At 73.2% G+C, this 23,487-nt stretch carries 20 protein-coding genes; 7 read left to right on the top strand and 13 right to left on the bottom strand.

Annotated features, from left to right (window positions below):
- The first annotated feature begins 31 nt into the window (after nt 1-31).
- Nucleotides 32-1,273, top strand: a complete 1,242-nt coding sequence (locus tag J3A75_RS14415; protein ID WP_209650296.1) for an NRAMP family divalent metal transporter — start codon at nt 32-34, stop codon at nt 1,271-1,273.
- Nucleotides 1,274-1,335: 62 nt separating this feature from the next.
- The gene (gene fae / locus J3A75_RS14410) at nt 1,336-1,875 is read left to right on the top strand and encodes a formaldehyde-activating enzyme (protein ID WP_020092273.1); all 540 of its coding nucleotides are present in this window, start codon (nt 1,336-1,338) and stop codon (nt 1,873-1,875) included.
- Nucleotides 1,876-1,914: 39 nt separating this feature from the next.
- On the opposite strand, the gene J3A75_RS14405 is transcribed toward fae, so the two are convergent.
- Genes J3A75_RS14405 through J3A75_RS14390 form a run of 4 tightly spaced genes read right to left on the bottom strand, consistent with a single transcriptional unit; the run spans nt 1,915 to nt 8,150 of the window.
- Nucleotides 1,915-2,379, bottom strand: coding sequence for a hypothetical protein (locus J3A75_RS14405; RefSeq protein ID WP_070999404.1), 465 nt, complete (start codon nt 2,377-2,379; stop codon nt 1,915-1,917).
- Nucleotides 2,380-2,423: 44 nt separating this feature from the next.
- Entirely contained in the window at nt 2,424-5,714 is a 3,291-nt protein-coding gene (locus J3A75_RS14400; RefSeq protein ID WP_209650295.1) for an error-prone DNA polymerase, read from the bottom strand.
- Complete coding sequence (locus tag J3A75_RS14395) at nt 5,711-7,438, bottom strand: DNA polymerase Y family protein (RefSeq protein ID WP_245364321.1); 1,728 nt, start codon at nt 7,436-7,438, stop codon at nt 5,711-5,713. The genes J3A75_RS14400 and J3A75_RS14395 overlap by 4 nt, the downstream gene beginning before the upstream one ends.
- A complete protein-coding gene (locus J3A75_RS14390) occupies nt 7,365-8,150 on the bottom strand; it encodes an ImuA family protein (protein ID WP_070999400.1) in 786 nt (261 codons plus the stop codon). Before J3A75_RS14390 ends, J3A75_RS14395 begins: the two co-directional genes overlap by 74 nt.
- A gap of 225 nt (nt 8,151-8,375) precedes the next feature.
- On the opposite strand from J3A75_RS14390, the gene J3A75_RS14385 reads away from it, so the two are divergent.
- Nucleotides 8,376-9,293, top strand: coding sequence for a collagen-like protein (locus tag J3A75_RS14385; RefSeq protein ID WP_070999398.1), 918 nt, complete (start codon nt 8,376-8,378; stop codon nt 9,291-9,293).
- A 25-nt stretch (nt 9,294-9,318) separates the two neighbouring features.
- On the opposite strand, the gene J3A75_RS14380 is transcribed toward J3A75_RS14385, so the two are convergent.
- Nucleotides 9,319-10,536, bottom strand: a complete 1,218-nt coding sequence (locus J3A75_RS14380; RefSeq protein WP_012318989.1) for a TIGR03862 family flavoprotein — start codon at nt 10,534-10,536, stop codon at nt 9,319-9,321.
- A 257-nt stretch (nt 10,537-10,793) separates the two neighbouring features.
- Here J3A75_RS14380 and J3A75_RS14375 point away from each other — a divergent pair, with 257 nt between their 5' ends.
- Nucleotides 10,794-12,332, top strand: a complete 1,539-nt coding sequence (locus J3A75_RS14375) for an MDR family MFS transporter (protein ID WP_199825838.1) — start codon at nt 10,794-10,796, stop codon at nt 12,330-12,332.
- Nucleotides 12,333-12,689: 357 nt separating this feature from the next.
- Nucleotides 12,690-13,724 carry a TerC family protein gene (locus J3A75_RS14370; protein WP_012318987.1) on the top strand — a complete coding sequence of 345 codons (1,035 nt, stop codon included), beginning with the start codon at nt 12,690-12,692 and terminating at the stop codon, nt 13,722-13,724.
- Nucleotides 13,725-13,749: 25 nt separating this feature from the next.
- On the opposite strand, the gene J3A75_RS14365 is transcribed toward J3A75_RS14370, so the two are convergent.
- The 3 genes from J3A75_RS14365 to J3A75_RS14355 form a co-directional block, all read right to left on the bottom strand.
- A complete protein-coding gene (locus J3A75_RS14365; RefSeq protein ID WP_012318986.1) occupies nt 13,750-14,505 on the bottom strand; it encodes an N-acetylmuramoyl-L-alanine amidase in 756 nt (251 codons plus the stop codon).
- Nucleotides 14,502-15,242, bottom strand: a complete 741-nt coding sequence (locus J3A75_RS14360) for a TerB family tellurite resistance protein (RefSeq protein ID WP_024830265.1) — start codon at nt 15,240-15,242, stop codon at nt 14,502-14,504. Before J3A75_RS14360 ends, J3A75_RS14365 begins: the two co-directional genes overlap by 4 nt.
- Nucleotides 15,243-15,406: 164 nt before the next feature.
- Nucleotides 15,407-15,676 carry a hypothetical protein gene (locus tag J3A75_RS14355; protein WP_012318984.1) on the bottom strand — a complete coding sequence of 90 codons (270 nt, stop codon included), beginning with the start codon at nt 15,674-15,676 and terminating at the stop codon, nt 15,407-15,409.
- 240 nt (nt 15,677-15,916) lie between these two features.
- Between J3A75_RS14355 and J3A75_RS14350 the strand changes: the two genes are divergently transcribed.
- Entirely contained in the window at nt 15,917-16,573 is a 657-nt protein-coding gene (locus J3A75_RS14350; protein WP_070999396.1) for an urease accessory protein UreE, read from the top strand.
- Nucleotides 16,574-16,690: 117 nt separating this feature from the next.
- On the opposite strand, the gene J3A75_RS14345 is transcribed toward J3A75_RS14350, so the two are convergent.
- Together J3A75_RS14345 and J3A75_RS14340 are read right to left on the bottom strand one after the other, a co-directional pair.
- Nucleotides 16,691-17,116, bottom strand: a complete 426-nt coding sequence (locus J3A75_RS14345; RefSeq protein ID WP_012318982.1) for a GFA family protein — start codon at nt 17,114-17,116, stop codon at nt 16,691-16,693.
- Between the two features lie 163 nt (nt 17,117-17,279).
- On the bottom strand, nt 17,280-17,495 hold the full coding sequence (locus tag J3A75_RS14340) for a hypothetical protein (RefSeq protein WP_012318981.1): 216 nt from the start codon (nt 17,493-17,495) through the stop codon (nt 17,280-17,282).
- A 510-nt stretch (nt 17,496-18,005) separates the two neighbouring features.
- Here J3A75_RS14340 and J3A75_RS14335 point away from each other — a divergent pair.
- Nucleotides 18,006-18,881 carry an SDR family oxidoreductase gene (locus J3A75_RS14335; protein ID WP_063111438.1) on the top strand — a complete coding sequence of 292 codons (876 nt, stop codon included), beginning with the start codon at nt 18,006-18,008 and terminating at the stop codon, nt 18,879-18,881.
- 68 nt (nt 18,882-18,949) lie between these two features.
- Here the strand turns inward: J3A75_RS14335 and J3A75_RS14330 are convergent, their stop codons facing one another.
- The 3 genes from J3A75_RS14330 to motA all read right to left on the bottom strand — a co-directional run bounded on the left by J3A75_RS14330 (nt 18,950) and on the right by motA (nt 23,382).
- The gene (locus J3A75_RS14330) at nt 18,950-20,560 is read right to left on the bottom strand and encodes a cache domain-containing protein (RefSeq protein ID WP_312892487.1); all 1,611 of its coding nucleotides are present in this window, start codon (nt 20,558-20,560) and stop codon (nt 18,950-18,952) included.
- A 1,075-nt stretch (nt 20,561-21,635) separates the two neighbouring features.
- On the bottom strand, nt 21,636-22,496 hold the full coding sequence (locus J3A75_RS14325) for a flagellar motor protein MotB (protein WP_012318957.1): 861 nt from the start codon (nt 22,494-22,496) through the stop codon (nt 21,636-21,638).
- A gap of 22 nt (nt 22,497-22,518) precedes the next feature.
- On the bottom strand, nt 22,519-23,382 hold the full coding sequence (gene motA / locus J3A75_RS14320; protein WP_012318956.1) for a flagellar motor stator protein MotA: 864 nt from the start codon (nt 23,380-23,382) through the stop codon (nt 22,519-22,521).
- Between the last annotated feature and the right edge of the window lie 105 nt (nt 23,383-23,487).

The raw sequence follows: 23,487 nt of genomic DNA, 5'->3' as shown, positions 1-23,487 counted from the left end.
AACCGCCCGTGCGCGGGACTGTTCCCGAGCCGTGCCCAGCGCTTCCCTGCCTCGCCTGTCCGCTTACCTCAAGGCCGCGGGCCCCGGACTCGTGGTGATGCTGGCCGATACCGATGTCGGAAGCCTCATCACGGCGGCCCAGAGCGGGGCGCGCTGGGGCTACGCGCTGCTGCTCCTGCAGATCCTGCTGGTGCCGATCCTGTACGTCGTCCAGGAGCTGACGGTGCGGCTCGGGACCGCCACCGGGCGCGGCCACGGCGCGCTGATCCGGGAGCGGTACGGGCCGGTCTGGGCCTGGATCTCGTACGGCGGCCTCGTGGTCGCCGGCCTCGGCGCCATCGTCACGGAATTCTCCGGCATCGCCGGCATCGGGGACCTGTTCGGGGTGCCGCGGCTCGTGAGCCTCGGCCTGCCGGCCTGCCTGCTCCTCGGGCTCGTCCTCACCGGGAGCTACCGGCGCGTGGAGGTCGTGGCGATCGTGGTCGGACTGTTCGAGCTGGTCTTCGTCGGGCTCGCCGCCGCGGCGCGGCCGAACGTGTCCGAGATCGTCGCCTCCTTCGGGCACATGCCGCTGGGCGACGGTCAGTTCCGGGTGCTGATCGCCGCCAATATCGGCGCGGTGATCATGCCGTGGATGATCTTCTATCAGCAGTCGGCGATCGTCGATAAGGGCCTGGGCTGGGAGCACGCGCGGCGCTCGCGGCTCGACACGCTCGTGGGCGCGGTGATCTCGCAATGCGTGATGGGCGCGATCCTCGTCGCCGCCGCCGCCACGATCGGCAAGGCCGGGCAGGGCAGCGCGAAGGGGCTGGAGACCGTCGGCGACCTCGCGGGCGCCTTCACGCCGGCCCTCGGGCCGTGGCTCGGACAGGTGGTGTTCGGGGTGGGCATCGTCGCGGCGGCCTTCGTGGCGCTCAACGTCGTGGCCCTGGCGCTGGCCTGGGGGTTCGGCGACGTGACCGGCCGGCCCCACTCCCTGGAGCAGTCCCCCCGGGAGGCGCCGGCCTTCTACGGCGCCTTCGCGCTCGCCGTCGCGGCGGGGGCGGGCGCCGTGCAGCTCGTGCCGAACCTCGTGGCGCTCAACATCGCCGTGGAGGTGATGAACGCCCTGCTCCTGCCCCTGGCGCTCGGCCTGCTGATCCTGCTCGCCACCCGGGCCTTGCCCGACGGACAGCGCGTGGCGGGGGCTTACAAGTGGGTGGTCTACATCATCTCCGGCGTGACGATCGCCTTCGCCATGGTGGGCGTGCTCGACGGGGTCGGTCTGCTCTGAGGCGATTGACGCAGGCTGCCCGATGATGTCTCCCCCGGGCTCCGATCAGGTGGAGTTCGAACATGCAAGAGATCTGGTTCCGCACGGGCGAGGCCACGGTGCTGGCGGCCGAGGGCCAGTACACCGACGCCATGCCGGAGGTGCTGATCGGCTCGGTGCGCGGTCCGGTGGGCCAGGCCTTCGCGTCGATGATGGGGCAGGTCCAGGGCCACACGCGGATGTTCGTGGTCCGCGACCTCAACCAGCTCGTGCGCCCTGCCACGATGATGACCACCAAGGTCACGATCCACACGGCCGAGTATGCCGAGCTCCTCGGCGGCGTGGTTCAGGCCGCCACCGGCGACGCGATCGTGGACTGCATCATCGAGGGCATCCTGCCGAAGGACGGGCTCGACGAGCTGTGCATGATCATCATGATCTGGCTCGATCAGCGCTGCGCCGAGGACGACAACCTCGACCAGAAGGACCTCTACCGGACCAACTACGAGGCGACGAAACTCGCCATCGCCCGCGCCCTCAAGGGCGAGCCGACGGTCGACGAGCTGATCGCCAACCGGAAGACCGTGAAGCACTACGCGCTCGACGGCGTGATCGAGTACTGATCGGCCGCGCGGACCGCATCCTGCCGGCTCAGGTAAGCCTCAGCCCGGCGGGATGCGCCCCACCGAGCAGAGGGTGCGCACCGTGCTGCTGCCCGGGTCGGTGTAGCAGGAGGCCGACCAGCCGTTCTGCTGGATGAACGACTTGCGCCGCTCCGCCAGCGCGGTCCGGTAGGCGTTGGCGATGATCGGCTCGACGGTCGCGGCCGGCTCGCCGACGAGGATCTCGGAGGCCACCGACAGGTCGCGGAAAAAGGCCGACGAGGGGGCCGGCTCGGCGGAGGTCGCCTGCACGATCGGCTCGGCCCGGCAGGTGACGTCGAACTTGATCGGGCCGGCCACGCGGATGTCGATGCTGGGGCCGGCGCGCTTGCCGACCCGGCCGCCGATCGCGCCGGCGATCTGGCGGGTGAGGTCGTCGCAGCTGTCGGCCCGGGCGGCCTCCGCCAGGAGGGGCAGGGCCGCGCAGGCGGCGAGGAGGAGGCGCGGAACGGCGAAGCTCGACATCGCCGCACTCTACGCCCGGCGCGGGGCCTGTCGAGGGGCGCGCCTCAGTGGAAATCCCGGCTGCGATACACGCGCCGGTCCGGGGGCACGCCGAAATCCGTGTTCTCGGGCGGCAGCCTCATGCCGGCCTCGCGCAGGTCGCTTAAGGAGGCGGTGAGGTCGCGGAACCCCTCCGCCACGAGGTGGACCACCCCGTCCGCCCGCTGGATCCGGCCGCGCACGGCGAGGAACCGGGCCTGCATGGCGGCCCGGCGGTTGGCCTCGAACACCGCCTTCCAGACGATCACGTTGGCGATACCGGTCTCGTCCTCCAGGGTCAGGAAGACCACGCCCTTGGCGGTGCCCGGCCGCTGTCGGATCAGCACGAGGCCCGCCACCGTGACCCGCGCGCCCTGGGGTAGGGCCGGATCGAGATGGGCCCGGGCCGGGATCGCGCCGATCCGGGCCAGCCGCCCCCGGAAGAAGGCGACCGGATGCCCCTGCAGGGACAGGCCGGTGGCGGAATAATCCTCGGCCACCGCCTCGGACGGGGCCAGGGCCGGCAGGTCCACAGCCGGCTCGTGCCGGAACAGGCCGTCATCGGCGTGCCAGGCGAAGAGCGGCAGCGGCGCGTCCAGCAGATGGGCCCGGCGCTCGCTCGGATCGGCTCGGGCGGCCTTGCGGGCCGAGGTCCCCTCCAGGGTGCGGACCATCCAGAGGGCGGCGCGCCGGTCGAGTCCGAGGGAGCGGAACGCGTCCGCCTCGGCCAGGCGCTCCAGGGCGTTGCGGGGCAGGGCGAGGGACGCCTGCAGGCCCTCGATGCTGGCGTAGCCGTTGGCGCGCAGCCGCACGAGCCGGCGCATGGCGGCCTCGGGCAGGCCGCGCACCGCGCGCAGGCCGATCCGCACGGCGTGCAAGGCCGGATTCCCGCCCGGCTCCAGGGTGCAGTCCCAGTCGCTGGCGTTGACGCAGACGCCGCGCACCTCGACGCCGTGGGCGCGGGCGTCGCGCACCAGCTGGGCCGGCTGGTAGAAGCCCATGGGCTGGGCGTTGAGGATCGCCGCCAGGAAGACGTCGGGGTGGCGGCACTTCATCCAGGCCGAGGCGTAGACGAGGAGCGCGAAGCTCGCCGCGTGGCTCTCCGGGAAGCCGTAGGTGGAGAAGCCGCGGATCTGCGCGAAGCAGCGCTCGGCGAAGTCCTTCGGGTAGCCCCGGCGGGTCATGCCGCCCACGAACTTGTCCGCGAACCCGCCGATCGAGCCGACATGGCGGAAGGTCGCCATGGCACGGCGCAACCCGTCGGCCTCGGCCGGGGTGAAGCCCGCCGCCGTGATGGCGATCTGCATGGCGTGCTCCTGGAACAGCGGCACCCCGTAGGTCTTCTGCAGGACCTCCTTCAGCTCGTCGGCCGGGCCGTGGTCCGGGTGCGGGGCCGGGTACTCCACCGGGTCGATCCCGGAGCGCCGCCGCAGGTAGGGGTGGACCATGTCGCCCTGGATCGGGCCGGGGCGCACGATCGCGACCTGCACCACGAGGTCGTAGAATTCCTTCGGCTTCAGGCGCGGCAGCATCGACATCTGCGCCCGGCTCTCGACCTGGAACACCCCGACGGAATCGGCCTTCGCCAGCATCGCGTAGGTCGCGGGATCGTCCTGCGGCAGGTCGGCCAGCGTCGCGTAGAAGGTGCCGTGGTCCCGCTCCAGGAAGTCGAGGCCGCGCTTGAGGCAGGTCAGCATGCCGAGCGCCAGCACGTCGACCTTCATCAGCCCGATCGCGTCGATGTCGTCCTTGTCCCACTCGATGAAGGTGCGGTCCGCCATGGCGCCATTGCCCACCGGCACGGTCTCGTCGAGCCGACCGCGGGTCAGCACGAAGCCGCCGACGTGCTGCGACAGGTGGCGGGGGAAGCCGATCAGCTGGTGGGCGAGGTCGAGCGCCTGACGGATCGCGGGATTCTCCGGGTCGAGGCCGGCCTCGCGCACGTGCCGGTCCGGCATGCCGGTGCCCCAGGAGCCCCAGACCGTGTCGGCGATCGCCGCGGTCACGTCCTCGGTCAGGCCCAGGACCTTGCCGACCTCGCGGATCGCCATGCGCGGGCGGTAGTGGATCACCGTGGCGCAGAGGGCGGCCCGCTCCCGCCCGTAGCGGGCGTAGAGGTGCTGGATCACCTCCTCGCGGCGCTCGTGCTCGAAATCGACGTCGATGTCGGGCGGCTCGCCGCGGTTCTCCGAGATGAACCGGGCGAAGAGCAGCCGGTGCTTCGACGGGTCCACCGCGGTGATGCCGAGGCAGAAGCACACGGCGGAGTTGGCCGCCGAGCCGCGGCCCTGGCAGAGGATGCCCTGGCCGCGGGCGAACTCGACCACGTCGAACAGGGTCAGGAAGTAGCGGGCGTAGTCCATCTTGGCGATGAGCCGCAGCTCCTCGCGGAGCGTCGCCGCGACGGCGTCCGGGACCTCGCCGGCGTAGCGCCAGCGCGCCCGCTCCCAGGTCTTCTCCTCCAGGTATTCCTGCGGCGTGCGCCCGGGGGGCACGGGCTCGTCCGGGTACTCGTAACGCAGCTGCGCCAAGTCGAAGGCGCAGGCCTGCGCGATCTCGACGGTGCGGACCAGCGCCTCCGGGTGGTCGGCGAACAGCCGCGCCATCTCGGGCGGCGGCTTCAGGTGGCGCTCGGCATTGGCCTCCAGGCGGTAGCCGGCGTCCTCGATCCGGCAGCCTTCGCGGATGCAGGTGACCACGTCCTGGAGCGGGCGCCTGTCGGGATGGTGGTAGAGCGCGTCCGAGACCGCGACCATCGGGGCGCCGGAGGCCGCGCCCAGCTCGGCGAGCAGCCCGAGGCGCCGCCGCTCGTCGCCGCGGCGCGTGTGGCTCGCCCCGAGGAAGGTCCGGCCCGGGGCCGCGGCGGCCAGCGCCTCCAGCCGGGCCCGGAAGCCCTCCGGCAGGCGCCGGGCCGGCGGCATGGCGATGAACATCTGCCCCTCCGAGGCCTCCAGCATCTCGGCGAAGGCGAAGCGGCAATCGCCCTTGCGGACGCGCCGGTTGCCGAGGGTGAGCAGCCGGCAGAGGCGGCCCCAGGCCTCGCGGTCCATCGGGTAGGTGACGGCCTCGAACCCCTCCTCGGTGACGAGGCGCACCCCCGGCAGGATCCGGATCGCGGTGCCCTGCGGTTCGAGGGCGCGGGCCGCCGCGTGCGCGCGCACCACACCGGCCACGGTGTTGCGGTCGGCGATGCCGATGGCCTCGAGGCCGTAGGAAGCCGCCTGCGCGACGAATTCCTGCGGGTGCGCGGCGCCGTGCAGGAAGGAGAAGTTCGTGGTGACGGCGAGCTCGGCGTACGGGAGCTGAGGCGCGGTCACGCGAACAGCCCGTGGACGTACCACGCGGCCGGGCGGTCGGGGGCGTGCGGGCCGTCGCGGTAGAGCCAGAGCCGGTGCCCGGCCTCGCACTCGATGCGGTAGTAATCGCGATCCGCGCCGGGCTCGCGCCACCATTCGGCGGCGATCCGCTCCGGCCCCTCGGCATGGGTGACCCGGTGGATCCGGGCGCGCCAGCGGAAGCGCCGGGGCGGCCCCTCCGGAACGGTCGAGAGCACGTCGAGGGCGGCCTCGCCGCGGGGGAAGATGACCAGGGGGCGGGGCGGGAGGTCTTCGGGCCAGGGGGACGCGCGGGTGCGCGCCTTCCCTTCCATCCCTGTGCGGGAGGTTGCCCCCATCGGGGTCGAACACCGCCCTTGATCAAGGAGCGCACCCGGCCCCCCCTCCCGTGCGGGAGAAGGTCGGGGTGAGGGACGGGAAGCGTCGGGATCGAGCACACCGCCGCCGTGAGAGGCGGTCGCGCCGCGTCCCGCAGGACCTGATCCCTCTCCCTGCCCCTCTCCGGCCACCCAGACCCGGCTCCGGTCGGCCCGCTCGGGCAGGTGGCTCGCCCGGGGCTCGAGCCGCAGGAGCGCCCGCCCGAGGCGCTGCGCCAGGGCATCGGCCAGGACGCCGACCCCGTCGGCCGCGGACGCCGCGCCGAGATCCGTCTGGCGGGCCGGCATGGGACCGGTCACCGTGACGGCGAGCGCCACCGTCTCGAACCCGAAGCCGGCGTCGAGGGCGGAGCCCAGCCGGTCGAGGCGCAGAGAGACGAGGGTCGCGACCCGCTCCGGGCAGCGCTCGGGGCGGGATAGGCCGAGATCGAGGACGCGCAGGGCGCCGTCGACCCGGTGCAGGCTGAGGCGCAGGGCGCAGGCGCCGAGCCCGTCCCGCTCCAGCCGGGGGGCGGTCTCGGCCATCAGGTCCCGGACGGTCCGGACGATGTCCGCTTGCCGCCCGATCGGGTCGAGGAAGCCGCGCGCGGCGGCGTAGGCGGCGGCCTCCGTCAGGGGCGCCAGCGGCTCGGGCCGGCGGGCCAGGGCCTGATCGAGGCGCAGGAGCAGCGCCGCGCCGAATCGGCGGGCGAGGGGCCCCCGGGGCAGGGCGTCGAGTTCGCCGATCCGGCGCAGGCCGAGCCGCTTCAGCCCCGCGACCGTACCGGGATCGAGGCGCAGGGCGTCCACGGGGAGGGCCCGCAGGGCCTCGGGGGCCCCGCCCGGCGGCACCACGACCCGGTCGCCCCCGCCATGCCGCGCCAGCGCGAAGGCGCCGCCGGGCGTGTCGGCCAGCGCGATCCCCGCCGGGACGCTGCTCCGCGCGAGCCGGGCGGCCAGGTCCGCGACGAGGTTCGCCTCGCCGCCGCGCAGTTGACTCGCGCCGGCGACGTCGATGTAGAGCCCGTCCGCCGCCTCACCCGGCCCGAACGGCGCCACGAGGGGCGCGTACCCGCTCGCCCAGCGGCACAGCCGCAGCAGGGCGTCCCGGTCGGCTTCCGGGTCGGCGGGATAGACCTGGAGCGGGACGCCGATCCGCGCCCGGACCCGGCCGAGGGGCTCGCCGACCCGGAGGCCCAGGGCGCGGGCCTCCGGGTCGAGGGCCACGAGCCGCAGCCCGCCGGACCCTTCGGCCGCCACCGCGAGGGGGCCGCGCTCAGGCGCGAGACCCGCCCGCCGCAGCCGCGTCACCGGCCAGTGGCTCAGGCAGATGCAGACGATGCGCGGCATGGTCCCACTCCACAAGCCAGTCGCCGCCCCGCCCGTTGCGGCAGCGGTCGAGCCGCGCCCGCCAGCGCGGCCTGTCCAGGGTCCCGAACCGGTCCCGCGCCGCCGGCGCCGCCGCGATCCGCCAGCGTGTGGCGGCCCCGTTGGGCAGGCTGGCGGGCGCCGGCCGCAGGATCAGCAGCAGCGGCGGCGCGGGCCCTTCCGCGGCGAGCTGCAGGCGCCGGCCCGGCTTCAGCGGCAGCCCGTCCCGCAGGAGGCCGATCAGGGCCGTGAGCGCCCGCGCGTGCAGGGCCGCCTCCAGGGCGCGGAACACCTCCGCGTCGCTGCCGGCTTCCAGCAGCAGCAGGCGGCCGGGGTCGAGGCCGAGGCCGGCGAGACCGTGTCCGTAGGGCAGGGGCTGGCCGGGCGCGGCGGCGATCAGCGCCTCTCCGGGCGCCCGGGCGAGGTGGCGGGCGCAGAGCGCCAGGGCGAAGCCCAGGGCCGCGATCGCGTCCGCGGGCTCGGCCGGCGCGATCTCGTGGGGCGGCCCGAGGACGAGGCCGCCGCCGGGCAGGTGCGCGTCGAGGTCCGACACGCCGAGCGGCAGGACCGGGGACGGATCCCGGCCCCGGTCCGGCGGCGCGAGGCGCACCCGCAGGGCCGCCAGCCGGGCCCGGGGATCGCTCGGCGCGAGCGCCGCCTCGGTCTCGTCCGCAGGGTCCAGCCCCATCTCCATCGGCTCCGGTCATGCTGGACGATAGGAACAGAACAGGAACATGCACAAACGGTTTCCGCAGGGTCCCGGAATCGCGCGTGGCGGCAGCGGCTTGGCCTGTGGACGGCTGTGGACGCCGGTGGACTCGACAGCCACCGCAGGGTTCGAGGTCACGGTTGACCGCAATCGCAGGGCGAGACCAATGTCCCGACGCCGCGCGCGTGACGCGGCCGAACCGGACCGCGCATGCGCTCAGCCCTCAGCTCAGCCCTCACCCTGACGCTCCTGCTCGCCCTGTCGGGGGCGGCACTCGGCCAGCAGGCGGATCCGCCAAGTGCCGCCGGTCCGGATCCGGCCGCGGCCGCCCCCGTGACGGGGCGGTCTCGCCCGGCCCGCCCGCGGGTCCGCCACGCGCAGGCCCCGAGCCAGCCGATCATGGTCTACGACGCGCGGATCGAGGCCGGCGACCTGCGGATCTCGGGCTCGGTGCGCAAGCCCGGGGCGATCGTGGTGCTGGACGACGACATCTCGATCCAGGCCGACCGGCGCGGCCGGTTCACCTTCCGGCTGCCCTACCGGCCCTCGACCTGCGTGGTGACGCTGAAGGCGGAGCCGGACGAGCGCGAGGCGGTGGTGGCGAACTGCGCGCCCGAGGGGCCGCCCGGACCGCCCGGTCCCCAGGGTGCGGCGGGACCGGCCGGCGAGACGGGCCCCAAGGGTGAGACGGGCCCCAAGGGTGAGACCGGTCCCAAGGGCGAGCAGGGGCCCAGGGGGGAGCAGGGGGCCAAGGGCGAGCAGGGCCCTCAAGGCGAGCGGGGCCTCAAGGGCGATACGGGTCCCCAGGGCGAGCCCGGCCCGAGAGGAGAGCCCGGTCTCGCGGGCGCGGTCGGCCCACAGGGCGCACCGGGTCCGAAGGGCGACGCGGGCCCACGGGGTCCGGTCGGACCGCAGGGCGGCCCGGGTCCGAAGGGCGAGGCCGCCGCGGCCAGCCTGCGGCCCGTGCGCAAATCCGACTGCCCGGGGGGCTGCACGATCACCTGCGGGACCGGCGAGATGCTGGTCACGGCCCACTGCCTCAAGGGCGGCGCGCCGGTCTACGAGGGGGAGGGCGCCAGCTGCCCGGCGGAGGCGTCCGGCATCGTCGGGTTCTGCACGCGGCCCTGAGGCGGGCAACCCTGATCCCGGCGGCTCAGCCGCCGGTCTCGCGCAGCCAGTCGAGCATCCCGGCGGCGGCCGCCCGGCCGCCCGCGAAGGCGCCCTGGAGCAGGTAGCCGCCGGTCGGCGCCTCCCAGTCGAGCATCTCGCCGGCCAGGAACAGGCCGGGATGGGCGCGCAGCATGGACCGCCCGTCGAGGGCGTCGAGCCGGACGCCGCCCGCCGTCGAGATCGCCCGCTCGATCGGCGCGGAGGCGGTGAGGGTGATGGGCGCGGCCTTGATCAGACCGGCGAGGGCCCCGGGCTCCGTCGGGAGGGCGCCGCCGGCCGCCTCGCGCAGCAGACCCGCCGCCGCGGGCGCGAGGCCCGCGGCCTTGCGCAGCCGGGTCCCGGCCGAGTCGCCCGGCCGGGACCCGGACAGGCGGCGGGCGAGGGCCTCCCGGGTCAGGTCGGGGCGGAGATCCACGACCAGCCGCGCGCTGCCCACGGCCGCGATCGCCTCCCGCAGGGGGCGCGAGAGGGCGTAGATCGCCCCGCCCTCGATGCCGGCCTCCGTGATCACGGCCTCGCCCCGCACCGTGGTGCCCGCGCAGGTGAGCGCCACCCGCTTCAGCGGCGCGCCGGAGAACCGCTCCCGGAACAGGTCGGACCACGCCGCCGCGAAGCCGGCATTGGCCGGACGCAGGGGCGCCACCGCCACGCCGAGCCCTTCGAGGAGCGGCACCCAGCGCCCGTCCGAGCCGAGGCGGGGCCAGCTGGCCCCGCCCAGCGCCAGCAGGGTGGCGCGGGGGCGGAGGTCCAGGGGACCGTCCGGGGTCTCGAAGCGCAGGCCTTCGGCGATCCCCGTGAGCCGGTGGCGGGTGCGGATCCGGACGCCGAGGCGGTCGAGCCGCGCCAGCCACGCCCGCAGCAGCGGCGAGGCCTTGAAGCTTTGCGGGAAGACGCGCCCGCTCGAGCCGACGAAGGTCGGCTCGCCGAGATCCGCGCACCACGCCCTGAGCGCGTCGGGCGGGAAGGCCGCGATGGCCGCGTCGAGGACGCCGCGCGGATGGTAGCGGGCGAGGAACTCCGCCCGCGCCTCGCTGTGGGTGATGTTGAGGCCGCCGCGCCCGGCGATCAGCAGCTTGCGGGCGACGGACGGCATGCGCTCGTAGACCGTGACCGCGCGGCCGGCCTCCCCCAGCAGCTCGGCCGCGGCGAGCCCGGCCGGCCCGCCGCCCACGATGGCGATTGCATCCCTGTCATCCGGCATGGGCCGGGAGAGCGACAGCCCGGCGCCCTCTGTCAAGGGCGAAGGCCGGATCGGCGCCGGGCGCCATGGGCTGGCCTCCGGCGTTGCGCTAGGAACCGGGTACGTCCGGACCTGCGTTCTTTCCGATCCCGGGCGCCGCGGGTACCGGCACACCGGCCCGCGACCGCGGTCCGTCCGCACACCTCCTCATGCCGCCCCAGGCCCCGTCCGCCCCGGACGGTCGGCCGGCACGGTCCGGATCAGAGGCTCTCAGACACGTGGCCAGTCCCGTCGCCGTCACCGAGGTCCAGCCGCAAACCCGGGCGCGGCCGGCCGGCCCGCAGGCCGCGCTCAGCCCCGGCGAGATCCGCGCCATCGTCTACGGGCTGATGACCGCGATGCTGCTCGCGGCCCTCGACCAGACCATCGTGGCGACCGCCATGCCGACCATCGGCCTCGACTTCGGCGACGCCGCGAACCTGCCCTGGATCGTCACCGCCTACCTGCTGGCCTCCACGGCGGTGACCCCGCTCTACGGCAAGCTCAGCGACATCCACGGCCGGCGGATCATGCTGCTGATCGCCATCGCGACCTTCGTGGTCGGCTCGCTCGCCTGCGCGCTCGCGCCCACGATGGTGGCGCTGGCGCTCGCCCGGGGCCTCCAGGGCGTCGGCGGCGGCGGGCTGATCGCCCTGGCGCAGACCATCTTGGCCGACATCATGTCGCCCAAGGAGCGGGCGCGCTACCAGGTGGTGATCGCGGGCGTGTTCGTGACGGCCTCGGTGGCGGGGCCGCTGCTCGGCGGCTTCTTCGCCCAGCACCTGCACTGGTCGCTGATCTTCTGGATCAACCTGCCGATCGGCTGCCTCGCCTTCGCGCTCACCAACGCCAACCTGAAGCGCCTGCCGCGCCACGAGCGCCGCCACCGGCTGGACTATCCCGGCGCCGCCCTGATGGTGGCGGGCTCCGTCACCCTCCTGCTGGCCCTGAGCTGGGGCGGGGTGCGCTATCCCTGGGACTCGGCGCCGGTCCTCGCCCTCCTCGCCGGGGCGGCCGTGCTGGGGGGCGGCTTCGCGGCGCGGCTCGCCACGGCGCCGGAGCCGCTGATCCCCACGGAGGTGCTGAGGGACCGGGTGGTCTACAGCGCGACGCTGGCGGCCTGCTTCGCCATGGGCACCTTCATCGGGCTCACCATCTACGTGCCGATCTTCCTCGAAGGGGTGATCGGGCTCTCGGCGAGCGAGTCCGGCGTGGCCCTGGTGCCGCTGATGATCGGCACCGTCACGGGCGCGACCCTGTCGGGCCGGTCGATGCTGCATTTCCGGCACTACAAGCGGGTACCGCTGGCGATGATGTGCGTCAGTCTCGCCTGCTGCGCCACCATCGCCTGGCAGGGCCGGGCGCTGCCCTTCTGGCTCATGGAGGTGCTGTTCGCGCTGCTCTCCATGGGAATCGGGACGATCCTCCCGCTCTCGACCATCTCGATCCAGAACGCCGTGGAGACGCACCAGCTCGGCATCGCCACCGCCGCGATGAACTTCTTCCGCTCCCTCGGTGGGGCGCTGATCGTGGCGGCCTTCGGGACGATCGTGCTCGGCGGCGCCGCGGGCGGGGCAGGGGGAGGGGCGCACGACGTGGAGAGCCTGATCCGCGGCGCGGACCCGGCCCAGCTCGCCCTGACTTTCCGCTACGTCTTCCTGGCCGCCTGCCTCGGCCTGCTCGGCGCCTTCACGTTCCTGGCGCTGATGGAGGAGCGGCCCCTGCGCGAGCGCACGTCGCCGAAGATGGCCGCCGAGACGCCGGAGGCCTCCGCCTGACGGCCCCCGGGGTGGACTTGTGCCGATCCCGCGACGCCGGACCGGGCCGGGATCCCGTCACCGCGCACGCGGGCGGGGCCGAGACGGGAGACCGCTCCGGAGCAGGTCGCGGACGCGTGCGGGTGCTCGCGCCTTCCGGCGGCATCCGGAAGGTGACGCGCTCCTTCGTCGCGCCGGGGCCACGGGGGCCGGATATCGTCACCGGTCCGCGCGCCACGCCGGCGCTCTGCCCTTGATTCGCCCGGATCGCCCCTTACGTCGACCTCATCGGCTGCGGGCCCCTCTGGCGGGCGCTCCTCAGCGCCCGTGATGTCGGAGCCGATGCTTTCCATTCGGAATCAGCATCAGGTCCCGCACATGATGGACGTCCTTACCGTCGTATGGCTCGGCAAGCCGTTGTGGATGTGGCTCGGGTTCCACGTCCTGATCGCCTGCCTGCTCGCCTTCGACCTCGGGCTCCTCCACCGCGACAAGGAGCACGAGATCGGCGTCCGGGAGAGCCTGCTGCTCACCGGCTTCTACCTCGCCCTCGGCCTCGCCTTCGGCGGCTGGATCTGGTGGTATCTCGGGCCGTCCTCCGCCGAGGAATACGTCACCGGCCTCGTGGTCGAGAAGTCGCTGTCGATGGACAACGTCTTCGTCATCGCCATGATTCTCACGGCTCTGGGCGTCCCCCGGGCCGCCCAGCACCGGGTCCTGCTCTGGGGCATCCTGGCGGCCGTGGTGCTGCGCGGCCTGATGATCGGCCTCGGCGCCGCCCTGGTGCACGAGGTGCACTGGGTGCTCTCCCTGTTCGCCGCCTTCCTGATCTACGCCGGCCTGAAGATCCTGATCGCGGGCGACGAGGAGGAGGGCGACTTCCAGAACAGCGCCGTCGTGCGCTGGTTCAAGACGACCTTCCGGGTCACGCCCGACCTGCACGGCCAGCGCTTCACGGTGCGCAAGACCGACCCGAAGACCGGCAAGGTCGCCCTGTACTTCACGCCGCTGGCCCTCGCCCTGGTGCTGGTGAACGGCGCCGACGTGATCTTCGCGGTCGACAGCGTGCCGGCGATCTTCGCGATCACCACCGACACGTTCGTCGTCTACACCTCCAACATCTTCGCGATCCTGGGCCTGCGCGCCCTCTACTTCGCGCTCGCCGCCATGGTCGACCGGTTCGCCTACCTGAAGACGGCGCTGGCCTTCATCCTGATCTTCATCGGCGCCAAGATCGTGGTGGCCGACACGTTCGGGCTCATCCACGTGCAGCCCTGGGTCTCCCTTGTGGTGACCCTGACGCTGCTGGCGGCCGGTGTCTTCTACAGCCTCTGGCGGACCCGGACCGACGCTTCGGCCGCGGCCGCCCCGGAGGCCGCCCCCCCGCACGAGGCGCGGGCCCACCGCGCCTGAGGGAGGCCCGGCGGGCGCCCGGCCCTCAGGACGCCGGCAGCGCCGCGATCAGGTCGCGCAGGGTGGTGATGGTGGAGGCGTCGGCCACGCCGTCCACCCGCGCCGGGCGGAAATGGCGCTGGAACGCGGTGACCACAGCCCGGGTGCGCGCGTCGAACGTCCCGGTCACCGGCAGGTCGTAACCGTAGAGCGCGAACATCGCCTGCAGCGCCTCGACGGGCTGGCCAGCATCGCCCCGCGCGAGGAAGCGGCCGTCCTGGAGGCGCGCGGGCGGCACGTGGTGACCCACCCCCGCCGCCGCGAGGCGGTCCCACGGGAAGATCTCCCCCGGATCCTCCTTGCGCTCGGGCGCCACGTCGGAATGGGCGAGCACCCGCTCCGGCGGGATCGGCCAGCGGCCGAGGATGTCCCGGGCCAGCGCGATCACGGCCTCGACCTGCGCCTCCGGGTACGGCGGCAGCCCGCCGGCATGGCCCGGATTCACGATCTCGATCCCGATCGACCGGGAATTGACGTCGGTCTCGCCCTTCCAGGCGCCGGCCCCGGCGTGCCAGGCCCGGCGGGCCTCCGGCACCATCTGGACGGTGCCGCCATCCTCGAACACGAGGTAGTGCGCCGAGACCTCGCTCAGCGGGTCGCGCAGGCGCGCGAGGGCGGCGGCCCCGCTGTCCATCCCGGTGTAGTGCAGGATCAGCATGTCGAGCGGCCCCGCGCGGCGGGCGCCGTGGTTCGGCGAGGGCGCGACGCGGCGGGCCAGGGGGCTGTCGGGCGCGAGACTCACCGGAGTCCGCGCTCCTGCGCGATCCGGTCATAGGCCGCGTTGATCGCGGCGAGCCGCCGCGTGGCGATGGCGACCGCCTCCGTCGGCAGGCCGCGAGCGAGCGCCCGGTCCGGGTGGTGCTCGGCCACCAGCGCCCGGTGGCGGGCCTTCACGGCGGCGTCGTCCGCCCCGCGGTCGAGCCCGAGGACGCCGTAGGGATCGTCCGGCAGCCGCACGTGGCGGGCGGCGATGCGCCGGAACGCCGCCTCGTCGAATCCGAAGATGCCCGAGACGGCGCGCAGGTAGCGCTCCTCGGCCTCGTGCAGCGCCCCGTCGGCGCCGGCGATCTGGAACAGGCCGTCGAGCACGTCCTCGAGGAGCGCCGGCTCGTCGCCGAAGGTGGTCGCCAGTTGCTGGGCGTAGGCCTCGAAGCCGCTCGTGGTCTTCTTGGCGAGGTCGAACAGGCGCTCGACGCCCGCCCGCGCGGACGGCTCCACCTGCACGACCCGGCCGAACGCCTCGACCTCCGACGGCAGCACGACCCCGTCGGACTTGGCCATCTTGGCGGCGAGCGCCACGAGTCCGGTGGTGAACACGACGTCGCGCGGCGTCCGCCCGAAGGGCGCGCCGACGCGGTCGAGCAGGAAATGGCCCGCGACCCCGCCGATCAGCGCCCCGAGCGGACCGCCGAGCGCGAGGCCGAATCCGGCACCGCCGAGCTTGCCCCAGACGCCCTGAGACTTGGTCGCCTGATTCATGGGCGGACCGGTCCCGGCGCTGATCCTCGGCTCGGCTCTGTCATCGGGGGCGGCGGGGTTCCGGCGCCGGGACGGGCCCGGCCGAGCGACGGGATAGCCGCTCCGCACGCCGCGAGGAAGGGCCGGGACGCGCCCGGCCCCCCCCCAGGTACGCTCAGCGCGGCTCAGCGGCAGTAGACGTTGCCGTAGGCGTCGCGGTAGGTGCCGTAGGGGCAGCGCGGCGCGGTCGAGGCGCCCACGATGGCACCGCCGGCGCCGCCGATCGCGGCACCCGCCAGGGCACCGCCCGCGCGGCCGGTGGCCGCCGCGCCGATCGCCGCACCGGTCAGGGCGCCGAGGCCGGCACCGCCCAGAGCCCGGTCCTCCGGGGTGTTGCAGCCGGCGAGCGAGAGGGCGGCGATGGTGGCGATGGCGGCGGCCGTCAGCTTCTTCATGGTCCCCAGAACTCCCTTGTGTATCCGGTCCGGCCGGTGGCCGTGATCGTTGCGGATCGCGTCGAGCTTAGCAGGAAAGGAATGTCGGCCATACGGCTAAGGTTCCATCGGCCGCGGGACGAGTTGCGCCGGGTTCCCGTCTCGCCCTATGCCACGGTTCGGAGGCGCTCCGGCCGCAATGCCGCGACGCCCTATCCGGCACCACGCCCGGCACCAGTCCGGCTCATGTCCGAGGGTCCCATGCCGACAGCCACCACGATCGTCCGCCGGGCCGCGGTCCGCGCCGACCGCGTCGCCGACACGGTGACCCTCGACCGCGCGGCCCGGGCTGCCGTCGCGGGATCCCTGGTCGCCGAGGGCGGCCTCGGCTTCGACGTCGCGCTCACCAGGGCCGCGGCGCTCGAGGACGGCGACGCCCTGCGCCTCGACGACGGTCGGCTCGTCGCGGTGCGGGCGGCCGCCGAGGACCTCCTGGAGGTGCGCGCCGAGAATCCGGCCCGCCTGCTGCGCCTGGCCTGGCAGCTCGGCGGCAGCCACGTGGACGCCGAGATCGGCACGGACGTGCTCTACGTGCCGGCGACACCCGCCGCGGCCGAGCTGGTGCGGGGGCAGGGCTGCGTCGCGACCCCCGTCTCCCGCGCCTTCCGGCCCGAGCAGGCCGCCCACGATCACAGCACCTGCGGACACGATCACGGGCACGACCACCATGCCCACGATCACGACCACGATCATCACGACCACGGTCACAAGCACGCGCACGACCACCGTCACAGCCACGATCACGGGCACCATCACGAGCACGGGCACCAGAAGCACGCCCACGATCACGCCCATGACCACGGCCATGACCACGGCCACGTGCACGGTCCCGGCTGCGGCTGCGGCCACGAGCACTAGCGTTCGAGCCGGGCCCGGTCCGGAGCGGCGCTCGGGGACAGGGCGGGTCAGACGGGACCGATCGGGGGTCCCGCGCCGGCTCCCGACCGCGGCCGCTCCACCACCGTCACGCGGCCGTCACTCCGCCGGGACGAAGCGCAGCGTGCCGGCGCGACGCGTGGGCTGGCCGGTGTCGTTCGTGTGATTGACGCCGTCCATCACCGGGACCTCCGGAAAGTCGAAGGGGCTGACCCCGTCCAGGCAGGCCACGTTGACGGCGTGGACGTTCGGGTCCGACCGCCGCTGATGATGCGTGTAGACGCCGCAGCGGGAACAGAAGAAGTGCTGCGCCGCCCCGGTGTGGAACCGGTAGGTCGTCAGCGCCTCCGCGCCCTGCAGGATCCTGACCCCGCCCGGCCGCGCCATGACGACGACGGCGCCGCGCATGCGGCAGTAGGAGCAGGTGCACCGGCGGATCGACGCGAGATCGTCGCCGAGGGCCGCCTCGAAGCGCACGGCCCCGCAATGGCAGCGGCCGGACCGGATCGTCGCGTCGTCCGCCATGGGCCGGGCCTTCCGTGCGTTTTCCTGCGATCCGACTCGGCGACAGACCCGGCCGGTGCTCCGACGTCTAGGTTCCCGACGCCGCGGGGACAATCACCATGTCTTCACGCGGCGTGTCAGGAAAACTCACGCTCCGCCGTCAGGACATCCGCTGCGCTCCGGGTCACAGGCGCTTCGGCACGGGCCTGCGGCAGTAGAGGCGCGCCTCCTCGTCTGACAGGCTGTCCTGGGCCGCCACGCACTGGTCGAGGGTGAGGCCGATGCTGGCCGCGTAGGGCTCGTCGGGCGACAGCGCCGCGCGGGCGAGGGCCGCCAGGTACAGCAGGAACGCCGCGGCCGCGGCGATCAGCGCGGCGACGACGGCGCGCTTCAGCAGCATCGCCGGCGACCGATCACGGGATACCGACCAGCAGCAGCGCGAGCGCGAGCACCGCCAGCCCCGCTCCGATCAACGCCACGGCGGTGTAGTCGCGTCCGGACCGCCGCGCGGACGCCCGGCCGGGCCGGTTCATGATCGGCGTTCCGGATCCCTGTGCAGCGTTCGGGCCCCGGGGCTGGCTCACTTCAGCAGGCCCCACAGGCCCGTGGCCAGTCCGAAGGTGAGCGAGAGCATCGCGGCGCAGAGCAGGACGCGGTCGATCACGCGGGCGGCCCGATCCTCCGGCTGTGCGTCGATCATGGCGAGACCTCCTCGCGGCCAGAGTGGCGAACGGCTGTTGCTGACCTGTGTCGGCCCGCCGCCGGCACACGGGTTCGTGTTGTCCGCGACGGAAGCCGCCTCGAACGGGGCCGTGCCGGGCAGGGCTGTGCCGGGCGGGGCGCGGCGCCAGGGCACTGGAACACCCGGGAGACCGTGCGGTTGGACCGGCATCCCTATCGGAGACGACGCGTGACCACGGATCCGCTGCACAAATATCCCCGCCCGCCCTTCGCGGCGCAGCCCCAGAGCTTTCCCGGCAAGACCGGCCGCATGGAGCCGGAACCCGACCACGGCGAGGCGAGCTACAAGGGCTCGGGCAAGCTGACCGGCCGAGCGGCGCTGATCACCGGCGGCGATTCCGGCATCGGCCGCGCGGTCGCCATCGCCTTCGCCCGCGAAGGGGCCGACATCGCCATCTCCTACCTGCCCGACGAGCAGGCCGACGCGGAGGCGGTCGCCCAGTGGGTCGAGAAGGCGGGACGGCGGGCGCTGCTCCTGCCGGGCGATCTCAAGGACGCCGCCTACGGGCGCCAGATCGTCGCCCGCACGCTGGAGACGTTCGGGCGCCTCGACGTGCTGGTCAACAACGGGGCGTTCCAGCAGCCGAACGGGGACCTCGCCGGGATCGACGACGCCGTGTTCGAGGACCATTTCCGCACCAACGTGTTCGGCGCGTTCTACGTGACCAAGGCGGCGCTCGCCCATCTGAAGCCCGGCGCCTCGGTGATCTTCACCTCGTCGGTGAACTCCAAGCACCCGATGCCGTCGCTCCTGGCCTACAGCGCCACCAAGGGCGCCCTGAGCAACATGGTGCTCAGCCTCTCCCAGCTGCTCGCCGACAAGGGCGTGCGCGTGAACGGCGTGCTGCCCGGGCCGATCTGGACGCCGTTCATCCCCTCCGGGATGAGCCAGGATTCGGTGAAATCCTTCGGCAGCCAGGTGCCGTTCGGCCGGCCCGGACAACCGGCCGAACTCGCCTCGGCTTACGTGATGCTGGCCTCTGAGGAGAGCAGCTACACGTCGGGCGCGCTCGTCACGGTGGCCGGGGCCATGCCGGTGTTCTGACGCGCCCCTCCGGTGCGCTTCGCGGACGGGCCCCGCACCCGGGGGCGCCCGTCCGCGCGACGGCGCGCTCAGGCGGCGCGCATCTCGACGAGAAACCGCATCACCTCGGCGCGCAGGGCCTCGGCGCTGCGGCAGACATCGCCGGCCGCCGCGCCGACCTCCGCGGCCACGCGGTGCGTCGCCTCCGCGGCCGACGAGGCCGAGACCACGTTCTGGCTCACGGCGTCGGTTCCCCGGGCGGCCTCGTCGATGTTCTGCGAGATGTGCCCGGTGGCGAATCGCTGCTGCTCGACCGCCGCCGCGATCGCGCTGGCGATCGCGTTCATCGTGTCGACGGTCCTGCCGATCGCGTGGACCGCCCCGACCGCCTCCGTCGTCTCGCCCTGGATCGCCGCGATCTGCGCGGTGATCTCCTCGGTGGCCTTCGCGGTCTGCCCGGCCAAGCCCTTCACCTCGGCGGCGACCACGGCGAAGCCGCGACCGGCCTCGCCGGCCCGCGCCGCCTCGATCGTGGCGTTCAGCGCCAGCAGGTTGGTCTGCTCGGCGATCGCCGCGATGATCCGCACGACCTCCCCGATTCTCTCCGCTGCCCCGGCGAGGCCGCGGATCTGCCGGTCGGTCCGCTCCGCCTCGGTCACGGCCTGGCCGGCGATCGCGGCCGACTTGGTGACCTGCCCGCCGATCTCGCCGATCGAGGCGGACAGCTCCTCGGTGGCCGCCGCCACCGTCTGCACGTTGGCCGCCGCCTGCTGCGCCGCCCCGGCCGCCGAGCCCGCCTGCCGCGACGCCTGCGCGGCGGTGTCGGCCATCGCCCGACAGGCCTCGCGCATGCCGGCCGCCGCGGTATCGACCTGTGCCAGGAGCTGGCTCGCCTCGGTGTCGAAGCTGCGGGTCACCGCCTGCATCCACTGGGCGCGCTCCTGCCGGCGCTCCTGCTCGGCGCGCTGCTCAATCGACAAGGTCCGAGCCTGGATCATGCTGTCCCGGAACACGCCGGCGGCCTCGGCCATGTGGCCGATCTCGTCGCGCCGACCGAGTCCCGGAATGGCGACGTCCGTCGCGCCGTCGGCGAGGCGGCGCAGGGCCGCCGTGAAGGCGCTCAGGGGTCGCGTGATGCTGCGCGCCAACAGGAACCCGACCAGCCCGATCCCGACCGCGAGGGGTGTCAGCCAGAGCAGGGTGGTGACCGTCCGCCCCCGGTCCATGGCGTGGATGTCGTCCACGTACAGGGCCGAGTTGATGACCCATTGCCAGGGCTCGTAGGCGAGCGAGTAGGCGACCTTCGGGGCGGGCTCGGTCTCGCCGAGGCGGGCCCAGCGGTACTCGGTGAAGCCGCCGCCCTCCTGGCCGTGCTGGATCATCGTCCAGACGAAGGTCTTCTTCATCGCCGCGTCGTCGCGGGACCGCGTGCCTTCGATCTTGGGATCGGGATGGACGACGTTGCGGCCGATATTGCCCGGGGCCGAGCTGTAGACGAAGACGTAGTCGCTGCCGTTGTAGCGCATCGCCCGCAGCGCCTCCCCCGCGCGCCGCCGCGCCTCGTCGGCCGTGATGGCGCCGGCCTCCGCCTGCTGGGCGAACGCCGCCACGATGCCGTGCGCCGACTCGACCTGGGCGCGGATGGCGGCCCTGCGGCCATCCATCATCACCGCGCCGACGAGCGAGATCTGAACGCCCACGATCGATATGAAAGCCAGCAAGATACCGCCGATAAGGTAAAATATCCTCTTTCCGATCGTCATATCGAATTTCCCGGCCATGAATAAAGTTATTATGCCCAGACCGCGGACAGAATCGACTGTCCCTCAGCGCTGCGCCGGACCATCATCTGCCGTACATTGGAATTATTCCATGACGGGCGAGCATATGAGATATGCTTCATCCCGATCGCGGCGGAGAAGACCTGTCCGCGCCGGACGGCCACCCGGCCGGACCGGACGCCGGCCCGGGCCGACGCTCCGCCCGACATCGGCGCGCGGCCCTGTTCGACGGGGGCCTCGCCATCGACCGGTGGGACATCCCCGGAACGCCGCCGGAACTGCGATCCGCCCGCGCCCGGATGGCTGCCCGGGGGCGACGTTCGGCGCGTGCGGCCCGGCCGGGCCGGCACCCTGCGCGCTGGCTGTGCCGGATCGACGGCGCCGAGGGCTGGGAGGCGGCCGGGTCCCGCGGGCCAGGCGCTGGGCGTCGAGCGCGCGGCGAACCCGCGCGACCTTGCCCTCCGGTCGGTGCGCGCGGGCCCGACGGTCGCGGGCGCGGAACATCCGCGAGCCGCGCGGGCGGCTCGCGGACACGTGCACTCGAAATGCGCGCGCGGCCGGCGCGATCGCCCGGAGTCAAGTCTCGCTGAACGGCCCTGTCACCGCGGCCGCGATCGGCGAGGCCCCGCCTGTCCCGACCGTATGCCCGGACGGGAGCACCGCATCATCGCGCTGGCGGGACCTGGAACCTGACAGGCCGCGGGTCCGGCACCCGTGATCCCGTCTTCGAGTCGCGGGGCGAAGCGACACCCGGGGTTTGACCAGGTCCCGTCGGGGCGGGCTCGCCTCGAAGGCTCCGCGCTCGGCGGGCCCATCCATCGCGGCGCAGCTCGCAGGCGCTGCGAGCGTGCCGGCCGCTCCGGCTCGGCCGCCCGCGCCGGACGCGACGAGGCGGCTCAGGATCCGGCGCGAAGCGCGCGAGACGCCGCGATGATCTGAAGCGCTCTCGACGGCGCTTCGCGCGGTGTCGTCCGTGTCGGCGCAGGTCTCGTCGTCAGCGAAGAAGGTTCGGGGGCACCGGCGGGCTCGCATTGAGCAGCGTGATCGTCACCCGTCGGTTCGGCGCGAGGTAGGGATTGTCGGGGAAAACCGGCTCGGTGTCGCCGCGTCCCGACACGGCGGAGAAGTTGTCGTTGGGAACCCCGGCCCCCGACAGGATCTCGCGCACGGCGAGCGCGCGCCCGGCGGAGAGGCTCCAGGGTTCGCCGGCCCGTGCCGAGCCCGGGCGCGCAACGGCCGTGTAGCCGGTGATGGACAGGCGATTGGGCATCCGGCGCAGAGCGGGCGCGAGCGCCTCCAGCACGCGACGGGTGCGCTCGTAGGGCTCGACAGAGCCCTCGCGGAACATGGAGCGGCCGTCCTGGTCCACGAGGGACACGTTCACGCCCTCCTTGGTCGGCTCGATCACGATGTTCTTCGACAGCTCGGCGATATCGGGCATCGTCTGGAGCGCCTGCCGGAGGCTGGCTATGGCGCTCCAGTTGGCCTGCACGTTGGCGACCGGACGGCTGGCATCGAGCTCGCTGGTGAGGCCCGGACTGGTCGGGCGCGCTGTGACCTCCCGCTCGGCAGAGCCCCTCTCCGCGTCGCGGGGGGTGGACGGCTTGTTGCCTGCGGTGTCCAGGGCGGTGCCGTACAGGATCCCGCCCGCACCGCTGGTTGCAGGGCTCAGAGCCGCCGGCGAGAAGTACTCCGCCAGACCGATCTTCTGCTCCTGCGTCGTCATGCTGATCAGCCACATCAGCAGGAAGAACGCCATCATGGCGGTCACGAAGTCCGCGTAGGCGATCTTCCAGGCCCCGCCGTGGTGGGCATGGCCGGCCTTCTTGACCTTCTTGATGATGATCGTGGTCATCGAATCCCTGCCGGCTATCGGGTCAGCTCTGGGCGGGCAGAGCGGCGGTCGCCGCTTCCACCTCGTTGAAGGTCGGGCGGACGTCGCTCATCAGAGCCTTCCGGGCGAACTCGACCGCCATCACCGGGGGCTGGCCGGCGATGTGGGCGAGCAGACCCGCCTTGAGTGAGAGGTAGTATTTGGATTCGGCCTCGAAGAGGCTCTTGAGCGACTGCGCCATGGGCCCGAAGAAGCCGTAGGCGACGAAGACGCCGAAGAAGGTACCGACCAGCGCGCCGCCGATCAGATGTCCCAGCACCTCCGGCGGCTCCTTGATCGCGCCCATCGTCTTGATCACGCCGAGCACGGCGGCGACGATGCCGAGCGCCGGCGTTCCGTCGGCGAGCGACTGCATGGCCGAGACGACGCGCTCCTGCTCCTGGTGGTGCGTCTCCAGTTCCTCGTCCATGAGCGCGTCGATCTCGTGGACGTTGTTGGCGCCCAGCGTCACCATACGCATGTAGTCGCAGACGAACTCGACCGCGTGATGGTTCGCCGCGAAGGTCGGGAAGGCGTTGAACAGCGTCGACTCGCCCGGATCTTCGATGTGCGGCTCGAGCGCCATCGAACCCTTCTGCTTCGCGAGCCTGAACAACGAATACTGCATCCCCAGCAGCTCAACATAGGATTGCTGGTTGTATTTGGGGCCCTTCACGAGCGTGCCCAGCATGGCGGGCACGGCCTTGAGCACCGGCCCGGTGTTGCCGATGACGAAGGCGCCGATGGCTGCGCCGAGGATGATGACGAACTCGAACGGCTGCCAGAGGACCAGCAGATGGCCGCCCATCGCCGCGTAGCTGCCGAAGACGCAGGCGAAGACGATCAATGTGCCGACGATCAGCCGCATGACTTGCCATCCTTAAGCGGCGGCAGGTGCAGCCCGCGCGACGCTACCAATGGATTCGAGAAATCACTGATCTTGGTTAACGGTGCGTTTCGAGCCGCGACCGGA

The sequence above is a fragment of the Methylobacterium sp. PvP105 genome (assembly GCF_017876975.1).
GTDB classification, from domain to species: Bacteria; Pseudomonadota; Alphaproteobacteria; order Rhizobiales; family Beijerinckiaceae; genus Methylobacterium; species Methylobacterium radiotolerans.
This window is presented reverse-complemented; position numbering and strand designations above follow the sequence as displayed.

Coding starts and splice junctions, on each gene's coding strand:
- fae (WP_020092273.1), top strand. CDS start 1,336: ATGCAAGAGATCTGGTTCCGCACGGGCGAGGCCACGGTGCTGGCGGCC.
- J3A75_RS14405 (WP_070999404.1), bottom strand. CDS start 2,379: ATGTCGAGCTTCGCCGTTCCGCGCCTCCTCCTCGCCGCCTGCGCGGCC.
- J3A75_RS14395 (WP_245364321.1), bottom strand. CDS start 7,438: ATGCCGCGCATCGTCTGCATCTGCCTGAGCCACTGGCCGGTGACGCGG.
- J3A75_RS14390 (WP_070999400.1), bottom strand. CDS start 8,150: ATGGAGATGGGGCTGGACCCTGCGGACGAGACCGAGGCGGCGCTCGCG.
- J3A75_RS14385 (WP_070999398.1), top strand. CDS start 8,376: ATGCGCTCAGCCCTCAGCTCAGCCCTCACCCTGACGCTCCTGCTCGCC.
- J3A75_RS14380 (WP_012318989.1), bottom strand. CDS start 10,536: ATGCCGGATGACAGGGATGCAATCGCCATCGTGGGCGGCGGGCCGGCC.
- J3A75_RS14370 (WP_012318987.1), top strand. CDS start 12,690: ATGATGGACGTCCTTACCGTCGTATGGCTCGGCAAGCCGTTGTGGATG.
- J3A75_RS14360 (WP_024830265.1), bottom strand. CDS start 15,242: ATGAATCAGGCGACCAAGTCTCAGGGCGTCTGGGGCAAGCTCGGCGGT.
- J3A75_RS14355 (WP_012318984.1), bottom strand. CDS start 15,676: ATGAAGAAGCTGACGGCCGCCGCCATCGCCACCATCGCCGCCCTCTCG.
- J3A75_RS14350 (WP_070999396.1), top strand. CDS start 15,917: ATGCCGACAGCCACCACGATCGTCCGCCGGGCCGCGGTCCGCGCCGAC.
- J3A75_RS14345 (WP_012318982.1), bottom strand. CDS start 17,116: ATGGCGGACGACGCGACGATCCGGTCCGGCCGCTGCCATTGCGGGGCC.
- J3A75_RS14340 (WP_012318981.1), bottom strand. CDS start 17,495: ATGCTGCTGAAGCGCGCCGTCGTCGCCGCGCTGATCGCCGCGGCCGCG.
- J3A75_RS14325 (WP_012318957.1), bottom strand. CDS start 22,496: ATGACCACGATCATCATCAAGAAGGTCAAGAAGGCCGGCCATGCCCAC.
- motA (WP_012318956.1), bottom strand. CDS start 23,382: ATGCGGCTGATCGTCGGCACATTGATCGTCTTCGCCTGCGTCTTCGGC.